The following is a 16,305-nucleotide window of genomic DNA, read 5'->3' as shown; positions in this document are numbered from 1 at the left end:
CTTTGTCGGAGCAATACCTTAAAACGTCTGCAAAACGTCGGACTCAAATACGTGTTTGCCAATTAATCCCCGTTGAGCAATTTCCATCATTGCACTAGCTACTTTTGAGCCCTCAATTCCTTTATACCTATCGGGAATAAGTGGCCGGAAGAACTGCATGAATCCTGATCCAATTCGCTCACCGAGTCGATATTCTGAACGGTTACCTAATAAAAGTGACGGTCGAAAAATGAGTAGACTAGGGAAGTTGAGCGCAGCTAAATCGCGCTCAACCTCGCCTTTAACCCGATTGTAAAAAATAGATGAATTTGCGTCGGCCCCCATCGACGTAACAATCGAGAATTGTTGGGCACCGCTTGCCAAACTCAGCCGGGCAATATCGATAGGATACTGATAATCTACTTTGCGAAACGCTTCTCTTGAGCCCGCTTTTTTAATGGTGGTTCCTAAACAGCAAAAAACATCGTCGGCCTGAGTGAGCAACCCATTCGGATGATCAAAATCGAAGTTAATCTCTTGCAAACGAGGATGTTGCCAGGGGAGTGATTTTCGGACCAGCACTTTAACTTTCTCATAAAAAGGGGAGTCCACAAGCTGATGGGTTAGGAGATTGCCGATTAGGCCGGTTGCACCGAGTATTAATGCTGTTTTCTGGACGGGCATAGTCGTGATAAAGTAAATATTTGACTAATTTAGTGACTCCACAACCTAAAAAAGGCGCCAAAGCCGTAAATCTATTGTATGCTTTCCAACCTATCCCGTTCAGCTTTTCTGATTTCCTTACTGACATTAGTAATCATTACTGCGTTCCGGTTTACCGATGATGGTTTTGGAAAACGATTAATCGAGCAATTTCGCGCCTATAGTCATGCTCGCCCGGCTGAAAAAGTATACCTCCAAACTGACCGCGATGCCTATCTGATCGGTGAAACGATCTGGTTAAAAGGGTATTTATTTAACGGTATAAATCATGAATCCGATACCGTTAGCAAAGTTCTTTATGTTGATTTAGTTGACCCCGTAGTCCGCCGTACTCGACTGCATATGCAATTACGGGCTACGGGTGGATATGCACCCGGTCAATTGTTTCTTCCCGACTCGATACAGGCTGGAACCTATCAGCTCCGAAGCTACACAGGTTTTATGCGTAACGAGCCTGAAGATTACTTCTTTACCAAGACCATAACCGTGCTACAATCGGATGGGGCCGCATCTAAATTGGATAAGAGGGAAAGTAAGGCCAATAAACTTGATGTTCAGTTTTTACCTGAAGGGGGACAATTGGTGAATGGCATCGAGAATCGGGTTGCGTTTAAAGCAATCGATGAATTGGGTAAAAGCGCAGCTGTAGCTGGATTTGTTCTAGATGCGAAAAAAGATACCATTATTGGATTCAACAGTGTGCACCGGGGAATGGGTTTTTTTACACTTAAACCAGAAACGGGGCAGGTATATACAGCCTTTATAAAACAAGCTGATGGTTCCACAATCTCCTATCCACTCCCGACTGCGCAACAACAGGGAGTAGTGATGCAGGTGGATAACGTGAGTATGAAAGATCAGATTAAGGTGTATATCCGACATAACAAAACAGAGATCAAGCCAATGGATTCGCTTACACTTTTTGCGCAAACACGCGGTCAAATTGTTCAGGTAGTTCGGATTTTGCTGGCTAAAAAAGGATCATTGATTCAATTACCAAAGGCATCTTTCCCCGAAGGAATTGCGCAATTGACGGTCTTTGACGAAACACAAAAGCCGGTTTGTGAACGATTGGTGTTCGTGAATAAGAACGAGCAAATGACTGTTGCGCTTTCCTCGGACAAAAAGACCTATAAAAATCGCGAGAAAGTAAATCTGACCATTACAGCCACCAACGTCCAGGGGCAACCCGTAGCCGCTAATCTATCTCTGGCAGCTGTCGATGCCCGCTTATCGCCGGAAGCCGATTCGAATGGAGCGACTATTACCTCGCATATATTGCTTGCGTCCGATTTAACCGGCACCATTGAACAGCCAGCCTACTATTTCAATCCTGCCAATACAGATCGCTGGCAATTATTAGATCTGCTTTTGATGACCCAGGGCTGGCGACGATTTTCCTGGCCAAATGTTTTATCAGGAAACATCCCGCCTTTAAAATACTCGGCTGAGGGTGGTCTGTCACTCACCGGGCGCGTAGTTCGACCAAATCAGAAAGATATTGGTGGCACAGTGAAATTGTCTTTTATGATCGTAAAACGTGACAGTACCCGCGATTTTTTGATCGGCGATACAGATGAAGCGGGAAATTTTGGTGCCTATAATCTGGATTTGACGGATACGACCGTAATTATGATTCAGGGCATAAAAGGAAAAGCCAATCGGTCGCTGGCTATTTCTCTCGATCAATTACTGGTACCAAAAGTAACGTTAACCCGAGTGCCTTATAATCCATTGGAATTTCGAAGTGATGAACTGGCGGAGTTTATTCGACGAACGAAAGAGTATCAGGAAATCGAGGAACAGATTCGGAGGAATGGCGAGGTTCTCTTAAAAGCCGTAACAGTAAAAGGTAAAAAGACGCAGGAACTTGATTCTCGGGTCATTTACGGCACTCCCGATGCGACCGTTAAATTCGATCAAATGAATACGGCTGGTAGAATGACAATTCTGGATGTGATTCAGGGGCAAGTTGCTGGTGTACAGGTGATTGGGTCTGGCTTTAACGCGCGTGTACAAATTCGGGGTGCGGCCAATTTCAGCGGTCCCGTTTCACCATTGTTTGTATTGGATGGGATGCCGATGGATTTGCAGGGAATTATGGGTATTTCCGTGCAGGATGTAGACCGGGTTGATATATTGAAAGGGGCATCGGCTGCGATTTATGGTTCACGAGCTGCCGGTGGCGTTATCTCGATTCTTACAAAGCGGGGATCGCCAAACTATGATTACACCAAAGATGTAACGCCCGGTACACTGATTGCTAAACTGCCGGGTTATGCGCCTGTACGAGAATTTTATGCTCCTCGCTACGATGTTCAGAAACCAGAACATGTAAGACCTGACTACCGGACAACCCTGTTTTGGGCGCCCATGATTCAGACAGATGCACAGGGAAAAGCGACAGTGTCGTTCTTTACGTCAGATGCCAAAACAACCATGCGGATTCGGGTTGAAGGCGCAACCGTGAACGGCATGCCGGGCATTGGTCAGGGAATATGGCAAGTAGACTAGTTAATAACAAGTAATCGACTGCTCTGTATTTTAAAGAAATTCCCGTGTCTGTGTCCTCACAGACGCCTGTGCGTCACCAACGCTCACCATCCGGAAGTGTGTCTGTGAGGACACAGACACGGGCAGAGTATGTAAGGATTACTTCCCTTTTAAATCGGCTTTCTTCTCTAATTCAGCCCGTTGGTCGTCGCGGAGGGTTGGGTATTTGATACCTAATTGCTCGAGGTAGGTTTTATACTTCGACGGATCGTAGTAGAATTTCTCCAGCTTGGGTTTGAATTCGGTCATAATTTTCTTGTTCAGATAGATGGCCGGCGTTTCCTTCGACGAAATCAGCGATTCGTATTTCGTTTCTTTCGTTTGCTCGTCCGTATAATAGGCTTTTGCCTGTTGAATAATCTCTGGCTTCAGGAGCATATCCAACAACGTCATGGCTTCGACTTTCGCACCGGCCACAACGCCTTTATGAGCAATTGGTGTAGCCATCGAAATGGCGTTTGACCAATGGTGGCCTGGTAAACCTGGAATATTGGACGGATAAACCAGCACGACGGTTGGTAAAGCCCATGAAATGTCGGAAATATCGTCGGAGCCCCCCGTTAGCGGAACCATAGTCTGGCCACCCATCATCTGGGTAGGGGCATTAGAAACCGGCGTTCCAATGCTATCCAGTTTGGTATCCAGACCTGCCAGATTTGGCGACTGAAGCTCTTTTTGGGTTGCTCTTGCCAACATCTGATCTTCGGGCGACCAGGTTGGCAAGCCGATTCGTTTCATATTCTGATACATATCGACAGCAATAGGCTTATTAAAATGCCCCGGCCAGGCTGATCCCAGAATTTCGTAAGTAAATTTTGTATCAGTCATCATAGCAGCCCCTTCCGCCATCTTGATTCCTTTTTCGAACAGCGCTTTGATTTTAGGGTAGGAGCGCTCCCGAAAATAATACCAGACCGATGCTTTTGAGGGAACTACGTTAGGTTGGTCGCCACCGTCCGAAATGACGTAGTGCGAACGTTGCGATAGTTCGAGGTGTTCGCGTCGGTAGTTCCAGCCGATGTTCATTAATTCGACGGCATCGAGCGCACTTCGGCCCCGCCAGGGAGCGCCTGCTGCGTGAGCGGCTTGCCCTTCAAAGGTAAATCGGACGGAAAACATGCCGGTATAACCAGCATCACCATAGGCAACAGAGAGATTATCACCGACATGCGTGAAAATACAGGCGTCAACATTTTTAAAATAGCCATCCCGAACGTAAAATGCTTTCGCACCAAGCTGTTCTTCCGCAATCCCCGGCCAAAGCATTAACGTACCCGATAGCTTATTCTTTTCCATCAATTGTTTGACAGTCAGCGCAGAGACAATGTTCAGTGCCTGACCAGAATTGTGTCCTTCACCATGACCGGGAGCCCCGTCAACAATCGGATCTTTATACGCAACACCGGGCTTTTGGCTGGCTTTCGGAATACAGTCAACATCGGAGCCGATAGCGATAACGGGTTTACCGGAACCCCAGGTAGCAATCCAGGCTGTGGGAATGCCAGCAATGCCTTTTTGGATTGTAAACCCCTCTTTTTCAAGAATACCCGTCAGATATTTGGCCGATTCTTCCTCCTGAAAACCCAACTCAGCGAAGCTGAACAGCATATCGTTGATCTGCTGAGCCTGATCTTTCCGTTGGTCAATGGTTTTTATGGCTTCCTGTTTTAATTGCTCCAATTTACCGTCGACGGGTTTTGTCGCTTTGCTCTGTGCGTATACCAGCGTCGGAATAGCACAGATAGCTATAAATGCTTTTGTAAACCTGTTCATAGAAGTCAAGAAAGTATATTTTGGTGAGTGGCTGTATTCTGGATAAATATATGGTAGAATTGGCGGTTTACATACTGAAAATTTTCATTTTAATGAACTTGCACTTTTTCTCACCAACTGATTAATTCAAGCTTAATCAAACCTGAAATCTGGAAAACGATTTGTTTTTTGTAGATTTGGGTATGAGTGATTTCACTACAATTGATTCCTTCTACAAACGGATTCAGCAACCGCTTCAACCGCTGACCGGAGAAGCTGGACATTTCAATATGTTTCGGATTGAAGATGTGTTGTCACCCGATCATAAACAGGCGAACTACAGTCGACGAAATTTCTTTAAAATCAGCCTGATTACGGGCAAGAATCGGATTTTTTACGCCGACAAGACCTTTGATATTGATGGTACAAGCCTGGTATTCACCGACCCGATGGTACCTTACCTTTGGGAACGGATCACAGAAGAACAAACTGGCTACATCTGTATTTTTACCGAAGCGTTTTTGAACCGAATAGGTGAAATAAAAACCTTTCCAGTTTTTCAACATACCGAATTGGGAGTAGTTATGCTGCCAGAAACCGATGTTACATTCTTCCAGAATCTGTTTCGACGAATGGAGGAGGAATTGCTTGGAAGCTATATCTATAAATACGATCTGATTCGCAACCTATTAATGGAGGTAATTCACGGAGCCCAGAAACGGCATCCTGTTGAAGCATCAACCGTTTCTCAATCTAATGCCGCTGAGCGGATTACCACTATTTTTAGGGTGTTGCTGGAGCGTCAATTTCCAATTGATCTTTCCAATCAGGTGATTCAGATTAGTACCCCATCAGGTTTTGCCCAGCAATTGAACATACACGTTAATCACCTCAATAAGGCTTTGAAAGAGCAAACAGGCCAGACGACGATCCAACTTATTAACGATCGAATCCTGCAGGAAGCCAAAGTGCTGATCAAAACCACTGACTGGACCATCAATGAAATCGCCTGGAGCCTGGGCTTTGAAGAAGCTAATCATTTCTCGGCCTTCTTCAAAAAGCGAGTCGGATTTACGCCTAAGGCGTTCAGTGTAGATTGATTTTTGTAGTTTTTGCTTTCATATTTATATCCCCCTGCTTCGTCTTTCGACGGAACTTTGTCCCATAAAATCAAACTAGTTATGTGGACAACGAATGATATGCCTGCCCAGACAGGTAAAACGGTGATTGTAACCGGTGGCAATACGGGAATTGGTTATGAAACCGCCCTCGCTCTGGCTAAAGCCGGTGCCAATGTACTACTCGCCTGTCGTGATCAGGAGAAAGCCGACAAAGCTGCCGAAGCGATCCGGCAGCAAACTGAAAAAGGGACAGTAGCAACGGCGATTCTGGACCTGGCCAGCTTGGAAGCCATTAACCAATTTGCCGAACAGTTCCGCCAAACGCACAACAAACTCGACGTGCTGATCAACAATGCCGGAGTAATGTACTGTCCCGAAATGAAAACGGAAGAAGGTTTTGAACTGCAATTCGGGGTTAACTTCATCGGACATTTTGCTCTAACGGGCGCTTTATATCCTCTACTTAAGGCGACGCTCGGCTCTCGTGTGGTCACGGTGAGTAGTATGGCCTATCTGCGAGGACAAATAAATTTTGACAACCTGCGTTCTGAGCAGTCATATGATCCCGTTCGGGAATACAGCCAAAGCAAGTTGGCGGATATTTTGTTGTCACTTGAATTAGATCGAAGGATTAAACAGGCAGGAGATTCTGTGTTATCGATTGCCGCACAGCCTGGTGCCAATAGTACCGAATTGTCGAGGCATATGAATCAGGATGACTACAATGCTGCTGTACAACGAGTAGGGGGATTGATGGAACCCTGGCAAGGCGCTTTACCCAGTCTGTATGCTGCTACCATGCCCGATGTAGAGGGGGGAGATTTCTATAGCCCACATGAAGATGGCGGCTATCGGGGTTATCCGGTTAAATTTCCCTACACTGATAATGCATTGGATGAAACCACCGCTGCCCGCTTATGGAATCTGGCCGAAGACGCTACGGGTATCCGTTTTCCTGCATAAGCACCTATAACGAAAAACGGTCTACGACCTTTCTGATAAGTAGAAAGCCGTAGACCGTTTTCTATAAATGATCAGGTGCTTAAACCGCGCCCTGAATCTTCATATTGATCGGGTCCCAGTTCATGATCTTTTTCTGGAAATAGCTCATGTTACCACACTGCGTAGGTCCGCAGGCACGTAAGCCAAAGGTCGCATCTTCCACGTTGGGCGCTCCTGTTCGTATCGAATTGAAAAAATTGACAAAATGTTCGTAGCGGTCGCCTTTGTATTCTTTGGGGAACGAGTATTTAAACTCTTTCGGACCAATCAATTCAGGCGTTTGCGGATACATTTTATTGTATTCGGCGATATACAATTCCTTCTGATCTTTCGGGAAATTATCAACCGACATACCCGGTGCTTTGGGGAATTTGTTTCGGCGAACCGTCAAACTATCCATGCCGAGCGACAAATCACCTTCGGTACCTACTAGTCGAACCAGATACCCGCCACCCCCACCATCGACGAAGTTGGAACGGGTAGTCAGGTTAAATTCTCCATGTTCAGCTGTTTTTGGGTAATCGTAGATACTGAGCTGAATATCAGGTACATCACGTCCATCTTTCCAATAGCGAGTTCCGCCTGTCGAATACACACGCGTAGGACCTTTAGAACCCGTAATCGAGTGCAGCGATGTCAGTAAGTGAACGTATAAATCACCTGCTATACCCGTACCGTAGTCAGTATAATTCCGCCAGCGGAAGAATCGGAGCGGGTCCCAGGGGCGTTTTGGCGCGCTACCCAGGTATTTATCCCAGTCAACGGTTTGGGGCGATGCATCGGGCGGAACGGAATATTGCCAGGCTCCCTGTGCACTGTGCCGATCGTAGATAGCTTCTACAAAAACTAATTCGCCAATGTCACCTGCTTTCAGGAGTTCGCGGGCTTTGGCAATGAGTAATGAACTCGCAAACTGACTGCCAACCTGAAATACTTTACCCGTTTCCTTGGCGACTTTAATCAGTGTATGTCCATCCTCAAACTTCTGAACCATTGGCTTTTCGCAATACACGTGCTTGCCTTTACGCATCGCATCGGTCGAGATTTTTTCGTGCCAGTGGTCGGTCGTCCCGTTGATGATAGCATCGACATCGGTACGATCAATGATTTCCCGGTAATCTTTCGTGACAGGAAGATTCTCTCCCCAAAGTTCTTTTGCCCGGCGCAAACGGCCATCGTAAAGGTCACAGGCGGCTACCATTTCAACGCCATCGACCATCAGCGCTGTGTTGGTGTCGCCCATCCCCATGCCGCCTGTACCAATCAGGGCAATACGAACTTTATCGTTGGCTGCCGTACTGCTGTGGCTACGAACCAGATTTAGATATTGGGGAATAACCGTTGTGCTTGACGCGGTTTCGGCCAATGCAGCGGGTGCCGTAGCTGCGGCTGTACCGGCCAGACCCAGGGTTTTTAGAAACGACCGTCGGGAGGAATTGCTGCTATTGTCCGACGAAGCCGATCGTTTTTTGTTTTTCATGTACGGTAAAGATTGGAAAGAGAAAAATCTCTTAAAAATAGTCGAATATTCGTTATGCCGGTTGCCAACCTGCGAATGGTTTTATCGTTCCGAAAGGAGGTCCTTCATCTTTACCCGTTCCAGAAACCTGCGTGACAAGAGCCTGCCCGACATCTCCCAATAGTTGATGAGCGACATCCCAACTAATTTTCGGTAACGGAATTTTCATCCGACCACTCCATTTGGAATCAGGCTGACCAGCATAGGAACCGACATCGATGTACACAAAACGGGCTGATGGATTACCCTGCACAAACGGGCCGAGGAGTGTAGGATAAACATCATTGTCGGGATCACCTTTTACGCGTACAGTAAAGTCAAAGCGTAAATCCTGTGATTGGGATCGTTGTTTCTGCACCGTTTCATAGTGATGCCCACTTCCCTTTTGCAGACCAAAATCGACACCCGCAGTTGGACCTTCCAGGATAATTCGCAGCGAAATTTCCTTATCCATCTTACTTTTTCTTTTTTGTCTGCTTTTTAATTAATTCCTGTTCCTTATTCTTTTGGGCGGCATACTGCACCATTTCGTTCAGGAGTTTGGCGGGAATTGGCTGATTAATTGGAAGATGAATAGCCGATTTTGTTTGGCTATACACACTCAACTGATCCTTAAAGGCTAAAAGAATGCCAGGTGGCATGTAGATACCATAATGGTTTTTATTGGCGGCAAACCAGATCAGCTTGCCATGATATCGGTATCCTGGCATCTGATAGCTGATTAATTCTTCTACATCAGGAATTGCCTGCTTAATGATCTGTCGAATTTCCGTTAACGAGGGGCGCATCGATTCGGGTTGCAGTGCAATGTATTCGTCAACGGTTGCGAATTGTTTTTTTGTCGAGTTGTCCATTAGTGGTTTCGTCGTTAGATTACTTATTACTTTACCCCCAACACCTGAAAGGAGGCTGAATTTGATGTGGCAATTAGCCCCTCAAAGGGCTGGGGTAAGATTCTACTACTAATCATGGTCCTGATGAAGCGTTTCGTACATTAAAAGTAGTTAGTTGTACGCTTTTCCTCATTGGGTACACACTCTAATTCTTCGTACTATTGCCGCTAAATTCCTGACACTACCCTATGAAAAATACAGCATTACTAGTTGCCGGTTTGCTGACTACAGCTTTGCGGCCTGCCATTGCTCAAACAACGCCTTTACCAACGATTGGCCAGATCGTCAAAGCAGACCCCCGGCTGGATAAACTGATTCCGGCTGAGTCCAAAATTGAAGTGCTGGCCGATGGATTTATGTGGACGGAAGGGCCCGTTTGGGTGAAAAGCGAAGCTTATTTGCTCTTCTGCGATATTCCCCAAAATAGCATTTATAAATGGACTGACAAAGAAGGTGTTACCCTGTTTCTAAAACCGTCAGGCTATACGGGCGTCGGTACATACGGCGACGAACCCGGTTCCAATGGACTGACAATCGATAAACAAGGCCGACTGATTTCCTGCGAACACGGCGACCGACGGATAACTGCCATGCCGCTCAATGGCGGTGGCGGTAAACGTACACTGGCCGATAATTTTAACGGAAAGCGTTTCAACAGCCCGAACGATATAGTTGCCCATTCGAACGGTAGTTTCTACTTTACCGATCCGCCATATGGTATGCCCAAAAAAGAGAAAGATCCGGGTCGCGAAACAGACGGGTATGGCGTTTATCGGATTGCTCCCGAACGCGGAGGAATACCTGGAGCCGTATCGATTGTGGTCAGTGATTTGAGTCGGCCCAATGGGATTGCGCTCTCACCTGATGAAAAAACGCTATTTGTTGCTCAATCTGATCCGCTACGTCCTGTAGTCATGGCCTACCCAATTCAGGCTGACGGCTCAGTTGGGAAAGGGCGTATTGTATTCGGTCCTGAAGGCATGAAAAAGCAGGGTTTGGAAGGTGGATTCGACGGTATGAAAGTTGATCGTGACGGGAATCTCTGGGTAACGGGTGGGGGAGGAGTCCTCGTACTGGCACCGACGCAGGGAACAGGCCCGTACGATTTCCTCGGTCATATTAAAATTGGCGGAGCAACGGCCAACTGCGCCTGGGGCGACGACGGCACCGTTCTATACATCACCGCCGATATGTACCTCTGCCGTCTTCGCACAACCGCGAAAGGGTGGTAATTTTGAGTGATGAGTTATAAGTGATGAGCGATGAGTGCTATGTGCTGGTCGATTTTATTATTTATCACGCATCACTTATCGTTTATAACTCATAATTAATACACTAACTTTGTATAAAGCATACGTAGCTTGATTGAATAGAGTTTATTCTCATGTTAGAGAATCGAAAGTGGGTCATCATTGGCCTTTTTTGTTTGGTTGGCCTGATTTACTTGGCCCGATTGTTTTATCTGCAAGTTCTGGATGATACCTACTCGCTGGGTGCATCGAAGAACTCCATCAAGCGAGTGGTCGAAATTCCCTACCGAGGGCAGATTTATGACCGAAATAATCAACTGCTCGTTTATAATACACCCGTCTACGATCTATACGTAACGCCTAAGCAGGTCAAAATCCCCGATACACTGGCTTTCTGCCGGATGATGGATATTACCCGCTCGGAGTTCGATAGCATTATGGGGCTGGCGGTTAATTATTCAAGGGTAAAACCATCATTGTTCCTGCGTCAGCTTTCCAAGGAGGATTTCGCACGCATACAGGATGCCCTCGTCGATTATCGGGGTTTTGAACCACAGATTAGTTCGATGCGTACGTATCCAGCGCACACAATGTCCAATGCACTTGGCTATGTGAGTGAGATTAGTAAGAAGCAGTTGGAAGAACAGGATATTGTCTACTACCGTCAGGGCGACTACATTGGTCATAACGGGCTGGAAGAACAATACGAAGAGCAACTACGAGGCAGACGTGGTGTCAAATTCATGATGCAGAATGTTCACGGGGTGAACAAAGGCTCCTGGAAAAATGGTGAATTTGATACACTGGCTGTAGCAGGGCAGAATCTGATTACAGGTATTGATGTCGAAGTTCAGAAATATGCAGATAGCCTGATGCAGAATAAAGTAGGCGCTGTGTTGGCCGTAGAGCCCTCAACGGGCGAAATTCTGGTTTCGGCTTCGGCACCTACCTACGATCCTAATCTGCTATCCAGTAGGTTCTTTTCGAAGAATTACCGATTGCTGGTTAAGAATGTCTATAAGCCACTGATTAATAGGCCTATTACCGCTAGTTATCGACCAGGTTCAACCTTTAAGCTGATTCAGGCTTTAATTGCTCAGCAGCAAGGGTCGTTGTACCCGAATACCGTTTACGGTCATGCTGGGTCGCCGATGCGTTGCCACTGTCGGGGGGGTAATAACCTTCGCGGAGCCGTACAGAACTCCTGTAATCCGTATTTCTATTATGTGTTCCGTCGATTTCTGTATTTTAATGGAGAGCGGAATACATTTAAAGCGTCGGCCATTGGGCTCAGGCAATGGCATGATATGGCCGAGAAATTTGGCATTGGGGATCGTTTGGGCGTCGATTTGCCCTTCGAGCGAAAAGGAAACCTGCCAACACCTGAATATTACGATAAAGCGTATCGTGGGGCACTTCGCTGGAAATTTTCGAATGTTTATTCACTTAGTATTGGTGAAGGCGAATTGTTGATCACACCGTTGAAGTTAGTGAACCTGGCCGCAACCGTTGCCAATCGGGGTTGGTACATTACACCCCATTACATCAAAGGTCTTGGCAAAGCTGGGGTTGGTGTACCAGCCGAATATCTCGAAAAACACGAAACAGGTATTGACTACAAATACTATTTGCCGGTTATCGATGGGATGCGGGGGGCGGTTGCTCACGGAACGGTAACTCCTTTGGCGAATATTGAAGGAATTGACCTGTGCGGAAAAACTGGAACGTCGCAGAATAACAAATACGGTCATAAATACGACCACTCGATTTTTATTGGATTTGCTCCGATGAACAATCCGAAAATCGCGGTGGCGGTATTTGTTGAAAATGCCGGTTGGGGCGGTAAAGCCGCTGCATCAGTAGCGGCTCTGATCGCTGAGCGCTATCTGAAACGAAAAACCGAAGCGTTGGTATTAGATGCTCAGGTGAAAGCTTCCAACTATCTGCCTCCAGCTCAATTCCTCCCCGATGCGAGAAAACCCGTTATCCCGAAAAAAGATAAGGATACTACACAAAAGCCGACTACTCCTAAACCGATGATGACGACAACGAAGCCGAAATCGGTTTCGATAGTTGCTGTTTCTGGAAACTAACTGATCTACGAAGCCGTACTGCAACGGTGGACCGTTTTGTAGATCATAAATCATTACTGCTTTGGCACGCCAAAACGACCCATTTTCGCAAAATATTGACTGGCTTACCCTAATACTCTATTTATGTTGTGTAACGCTGGGGTGGTTGAACGTGTATGCGGCTGTGTACACACCGGAAAACCATATCAGTCTGTTCGATCTTTCAACCAACGCCGGAAAGCAATTGATGTGGATCGGAACGACGCTGATTTTGATCACCTGTATACTGGTGCTCAATCACACGTTTTTCGACACGTTTGCTTTTGTCTTTTACGGATTCATGATCCTGATGCTGATTCTGGTGCTGGTAGCTGGAAGCAATATCAATGGATCAAGGTCCTGGTTTAAGTTTGGCGCGTTCTCGATTCAACCGGCTGAATTTGCGAAAGTGGCAACAGCGCTGGCACTGGCAAAATACCTGGATGTGCCGGGCATGAACATCACCAAGCAAAAAGACCTGATGTACATTGCCGGAATCATTGTGTTGCCCTGTTTACTGATTATTGCGTCTAATGAAACCGGGTCAACGCTGGTGTTTGCTTCTTTTGCGATTATGCTTTATCGCGAAGGATTACCTGGCTGGATTCCACTGATTGGCTTCACCGCAGCAGCTTTGTTTATTCTGGCGCTCGTCTTTCCGAAGATGTATATTTTTATCGGCATCGTGGCTTTACTGGTGCTGATTATTCTGATCATGCCACGTTTTAACCGTACCCTAACCAATCTGATTGCGATTGGTGTAGTCGGAATCGGCATGATGGTTTTTGTGACAGGCGTTGATTTTTTTGTAAATAATGTTCTCCAAAAGCACCAGCGAAACCGGATTAAAGTGCTCGTCGATCCGACGATTGATCCGCTGGGCGTGGGCTGGAACGTGACCCAGGCAAAAATCGCTATCGGCTCCGGCCGACTTCAGGGCAAAGGATTTTTGGAAGGAACGCAAACCAAATTTGACTTTGTACCGGAGCAGAGTACCGACTTTATTTTCTGCACAATCGGTGAAGAACACGGATTTATTGGTGCATTGGTTGTGATAAGCCTGTTCATTGGTCTACTCTCGCGAATTGTGATTCTGGCCGAAAAACAACGAACCAAATTTGCAAGGGTATATGGGTACTGCGTCGCTGGCATCATCTTTTTCCACGTCATGGTCAACATCGGCATGACGATCGGCCTCATGCCCGTTATTGGGATTCCGCTACCGTTCTTTAGCTATGGAGGGTCGTCGCTCTGGTCGTTTTCTATTCTCCTCTTCATTTTCCTCAAACTCGATTCCCGTCGAACCGCGTTGACGAGGAGGTAATATGGCGTAGGGTATGGGACTTTGGGCATAGGGATTATTTGTTTTTTAACCCTACGCCTACAGCCCCATACCCTACGCCATATAACCGTTCCCGAAATACTTCATGTTAGTGGAAATGAAAAACCCTTATTTTTAGGGCATTGATTTATAGTGACTTATAAATCGAATTCTCGTATTTTAACCAACTACATGGAATCAACAGCTACACTTCCTCCAACTATTGTTCAAGACGACGTAATCGTCGCCAAACCCGTAAACCTTTCGGAACGAATCCAGACCATTGATGTCATTCGTGGGGTCGCGCTCCTGGGTATTCTCCTGATGAATATTCCATTTTTCGGACGAGCCTTTCAACTGGATTATGATCCCTTATTGCACCCCGGCACCACAGATTATACTGTATTTGTGGTTATCGGAGTTCTGTTTGAAGGCAAGATGCGGGCTTTATTTTCCATGCTGTTCGGAGCAGGTATCCTTATTTTCACGAGCCGAAAAGACTCAACGATTGGCGATTCTGCCGATTTTTATTACCGCCGACTTCTTTGGATGGTGTTGTTCGGGGTGATTCACGAATATGTATTGATGTGGGTCGGCGATATCCTCTTTGATTATGCTATTTCGGGACTCTTCCTTTTTCCTTTTCGCAAACTCAAACCGCGCCAGTTATTTATCTGCTCGCTGGTATGTCTGACTATTTTTATAGCCAAGCGGGAGCGGCAAACAATAGAGTTTAAGGATAAATATGCCAAATATCAACAGACCGTTGCCCTGGAAAAAGCGCACAAAAAACTAACAGACGAACAGAAAAAAGATAAAGAGACTTGGCAGAAAATTGTGAAGGAATCCAAGGCCGATCCGAAGGAAGTTGCCGAATTTAACAAAAAGATGCGTTCGGGGTATGGTACGGTATATAAGACGCTGGAGCCTGAGAATATTCGTTTCCATGGCACGTATCTGTATCTGGGCATCTGGGATGTGTTATCGATGATGTTTCTGGGAATGGCGCTGTTTAAGTGGGGTTTTTTCTCGAACAAATTGTCTACCAGAACCTATTGGCTGACGTTGTTGGGTGGCTATGGAATTGGCTTACCCTTAAGTGCTGTTGGCGTATTTATGGTGCAGCAGCGATTAACCAATCCAGCCGCTTATGCTGAAACGCAATGGCTTTCTCCAAGTCTGGCATACGATTTACAACGAGCACTAGTTGGTATTGGGCACGCTAGTCTGTTGTTACTGTTGTATCGTTCGGGCGCAGTGAAATGGCTGATGCGCGCTTTATCGAACGTCGGGCAGATGGCGTTTAGTAATTATATCCTGCAAACACTTTGTTGTACATTCTTCTTCAATGGTTATGGTTTGGGGTATTTTGGTAAACTGGCTTATCATCAGTTGTTTTACGTAGTCGCTGTTGTCTGGATACTTAATCTGATTTTTAGCGCGATTTGGCTACAGTTTTATCGGTTCGGTCCATTGGAATGGGCATGGCGAAGTCTGACGTACTGGCAAAAACAGCCACTGAGAAAAGTATAAGTACTATAAACAAAAAGGTCTCGACGAGACCTTTTTGTTTATATAAGTTGATGGCTTAATTTACTTTAGATACTTTCAGCGTTTGCTGCTGCGTTGGCGTACTAACCTGAATCAAGAACAGGCCAGATGATTGATTACCAATTGGAAGCGTTTGCCGCTCTACGGTTTTAGCCATACTTACGAATTGATTACTAACCAATTGACCGCGCAGATCCATTAGCTGGAATCGCAAGGGCTGTCCTTCCGCTCCCCGCACTTCGATGTTAATTGTAGACCCTTCAACCAGATTTCCCAGAACTTTTACGTGCAAACTAATTACTGTAACTCTTGTTCCATTTTGGGGTACTTATGGTCTTTTTTACTCTGGAAGTATATTGGTGTATAAGTAGAGTTATTGGTATTGTGGAGGTTAGTCGAATAGTAAGCAACAGGATACTAACGATAGATTATTTCGTCAAACCTGTATTTAGCACCAGATTCGGGTAGTGCGCCAGTTAGTAGGATACGCAACTAAAACATAGGGAATTAGGGGGCAGTGGTTATATTTG

13 protein-coding genes are annotated in these 16,305 nt (G+C 46.0%); 7 read left to right on the top strand and 6 right to left on the bottom strand.

Annotated elements, in window-relative coordinates; genetic code table 11:
• Positions 1-18: 18 nt before the first annotated feature.
• Positions 19-663, bottom strand: a complete 645-nt coding sequence (locus tag ACYVE4_RS12325; RefSeq protein WP_461040207.1) for an oxidoreductase — start codon at positions 661-663, stop codon at positions 19-21.
• A 78-nt stretch (positions 664-741) separates the two neighbouring features.
• On the opposite strand from ACYVE4_RS12325, the gene ACYVE4_RS12320 reads away from it, so the two are divergent.
• Positions 742-3,216 (top strand): TonB-dependent receptor plug domain-containing protein, encoded by a 2,475-nt coding sequence (locus ACYVE4_RS12320; protein WP_461040206.1) that lies wholly within the window; start codon positions 742-744, stop codon positions 3,214-3,216.
• A 138-nt stretch (positions 3,217-3,354) separates the two neighbouring features.
• Here the strand turns inward: ACYVE4_RS12320 and ACYVE4_RS12315 are convergent, their stop codons facing one another.
• A complete protein-coding gene (locus ACYVE4_RS12315; RefSeq protein ID WP_461040204.1) occupies positions 3,355-5,028 on the bottom strand; it encodes an amidohydrolase in 1,674 nt (557 codons plus the stop codon).
• Between the two features lie 182 nt (positions 5,029-5,210).
• Here ACYVE4_RS12315 and ACYVE4_RS12310 point away from each other — a divergent pair, with 182 nt between their 5' ends.
• Positions 5,211-6,107 (top strand): helix-turn-helix domain-containing protein, encoded by an 897-nt coding sequence (locus tag ACYVE4_RS12310; protein WP_461040203.1) that lies wholly within the window; start codon positions 5,211-5,213, stop codon positions 6,105-6,107.
• Between the two features lie 81 nt (positions 6,108-6,188).
• Positions 6,189-7,091, top strand: a complete 903-nt coding sequence (locus ACYVE4_RS12305; RefSeq protein ID WP_461040202.1) for an oxidoreductase — start codon at positions 6,189-6,191, stop codon at positions 7,089-7,091.
• A gap of 79 nt (positions 7,092-7,170) precedes the next feature.
• Here ACYVE4_RS12305 and ACYVE4_RS12300 read toward each other — a convergent pair whose 3' ends face one another.
• Genes ACYVE4_RS12300 through ACYVE4_RS12290 form a run of 3 tightly spaced genes read right to left on the bottom strand, consistent with a single transcriptional unit; the run spans position 7,171 to position 9,503 of the window.
• Positions 7,171-8,610 (bottom strand): Gfo/Idh/MocA family protein, encoded by a 1,440-nt coding sequence (locus tag ACYVE4_RS12300; RefSeq protein WP_461040200.1) that lies wholly within the window; start codon positions 8,608-8,610, stop codon positions 7,171-7,173.
• A 52-nt stretch (positions 8,611-8,662) separates the two neighbouring features.
• Positions 8,663-9,103, bottom strand: coding sequence for a DUF5990 family protein (locus ACYVE4_RS12295; RefSeq protein WP_461040198.1), 441 nt, complete (start codon positions 9,101-9,103; stop codon positions 8,663-8,665).
• A 1-nt stretch (position 9,104) separates the two neighbouring features.
• The gene (locus ACYVE4_RS12290; RefSeq protein WP_461040197.1) at positions 9,105-9,503 is read right to left on the bottom strand and encodes an iron chaperone; all 399 of its coding nucleotides are present in this window, start codon (positions 9,501-9,503) and stop codon (positions 9,105-9,107) included.
• Positions 9,504-9,730: 227 nt separating this feature from the next.
• On the opposite strand from ACYVE4_RS12290, the gene ACYVE4_RS12285 reads away from it, so the two are divergent.
• The 4 genes from ACYVE4_RS12285 to ACYVE4_RS12270 all read left to right on the top strand — a co-directional run bounded on the left by ACYVE4_RS12285 (position 9,731) and on the right by ACYVE4_RS12270 (position 15,757).
• Positions 9,731-10,774, top strand: a complete 1,044-nt coding sequence (locus ACYVE4_RS12285) for an SMP-30/gluconolactonase/LRE family protein (RefSeq protein WP_461040196.1) — start codon at positions 9,731-9,733, stop codon at positions 10,772-10,774.
• A gap of 152 nt (positions 10,775-10,926) precedes the next feature.
• A complete protein-coding gene (locus ACYVE4_RS12280; RefSeq protein WP_461040195.1) occupies positions 10,927-12,885 on the top strand; it encodes a peptidoglycan D,D-transpeptidase FtsI family protein in 1,959 nt (652 codons plus the stop codon).
• A gap of 61 nt (positions 12,886-12,946) precedes the next feature.
• A complete protein-coding gene (rodA, locus tag ACYVE4_RS12275; RefSeq protein ID WP_461040194.1) occupies positions 12,947-14,227 on the top strand; it encodes a rod shape-determining protein RodA in 1,281 nt (426 codons plus the stop codon).
• Positions 14,228-14,416: 189 nt separating this feature from the next.
• A complete protein-coding gene (locus ACYVE4_RS12270) occupies positions 14,417-15,757 on the top strand; it encodes a DUF418 domain-containing protein (RefSeq protein ID WP_461040192.1) in 1,341 nt (446 codons plus the stop codon).
• A 55-nt stretch (positions 15,758-15,812) separates the two neighbouring features.
• Here the strand turns inward: ACYVE4_RS12270 and ACYVE4_RS12265 are convergent, their stop codons facing one another.
• Positions 15,813-16,067, bottom strand: coding sequence for a T9SS type A sorting domain-containing protein (locus ACYVE4_RS12265; RefSeq protein ID WP_461040191.1), 255 nt, complete (start codon positions 16,065-16,067; stop codon positions 15,813-15,815).
• Positions 16,068-16,305 lie beyond the last annotated feature (238 nt).

This window comes from Spirosoma harenae (assembly GCF_054776975.1).
The sequence above is the reverse complement of the archived record's forward strand: the minus strand, read 5'-3'. Positions and strand labels throughout refer to the sequence as shown.

Excerpts from the sequence above, each read along its gene's own strand:
- ACYVE4_RS12310 (WP_461040203.1), top strand. The coding sequence starts at position 5,211 with ATGAGTGATTTCACTACAATTGATTCCTTCTACAAACGGATTCAGCAA.
- ACYVE4_RS12320 (WP_461040206.1), top strand. The coding sequence starts at position 742 with ATGCTTTCCAACCTATCCCGTTCAGCTTTTCTGATTTCCTTACTGACA.
- ACYVE4_RS12290 (WP_461040197.1), bottom strand. The coding sequence starts at position 9,503 with ATGGACAACTCGACAAAAAAACAATTCGCAACCGTTGACGAATACATT.
- ACYVE4_RS12300 (WP_461040200.1), bottom strand. The coding sequence starts at position 8,610 with ATGAAAAACAAAAAACGATCGGCTTCGTCGGACAATAGCAGCAATTCC.
- ACYVE4_RS12280 (WP_461040195.1), top strand. The coding sequence starts at position 10,927 with ATGTTAGAGAATCGAAAGTGGGTCATCATTGGCCTTTTTTGTTTGGTT.
- ACYVE4_RS12305 (WP_461040202.1), top strand. The coding sequence starts at position 6,189 with ATGTGGACAACGAATGATATGCCTGCCCAGACAGGTAAAACGGTGATT.
- ACYVE4_RS12285 (WP_461040196.1), top strand. The coding sequence starts at position 9,731 with ATGAAAAATACAGCATTACTAGTTGCCGGTTTGCTGACTACAGCTTTG.
- ACYVE4_RS12270 (WP_461040192.1), top strand. The coding sequence starts at position 14,417 with ATGGAATCAACAGCTACACTTCCTCCAACTATTGTTCAAGACGACGTA.
- ACYVE4_RS12315 (WP_461040204.1), bottom strand. The coding sequence starts at position 5,028 with ATGAACAGGTTTACAAAAGCATTTATAGCTATCTGTGCTATTCCGACG.
- ACYVE4_RS12295 (WP_461040198.1), bottom strand. The coding sequence starts at position 9,103 with ATGGATAAGGAAATTTCGCTGCGAATTATCCTGGAAGGTCCAACTGCG.
- ACYVE4_RS12325 (WP_461040207.1), bottom strand. The coding sequence starts at position 663 with ATGCCCGTCCAGAAAACAGCATTAATACTCGGTGCAACCGGCCTAATC.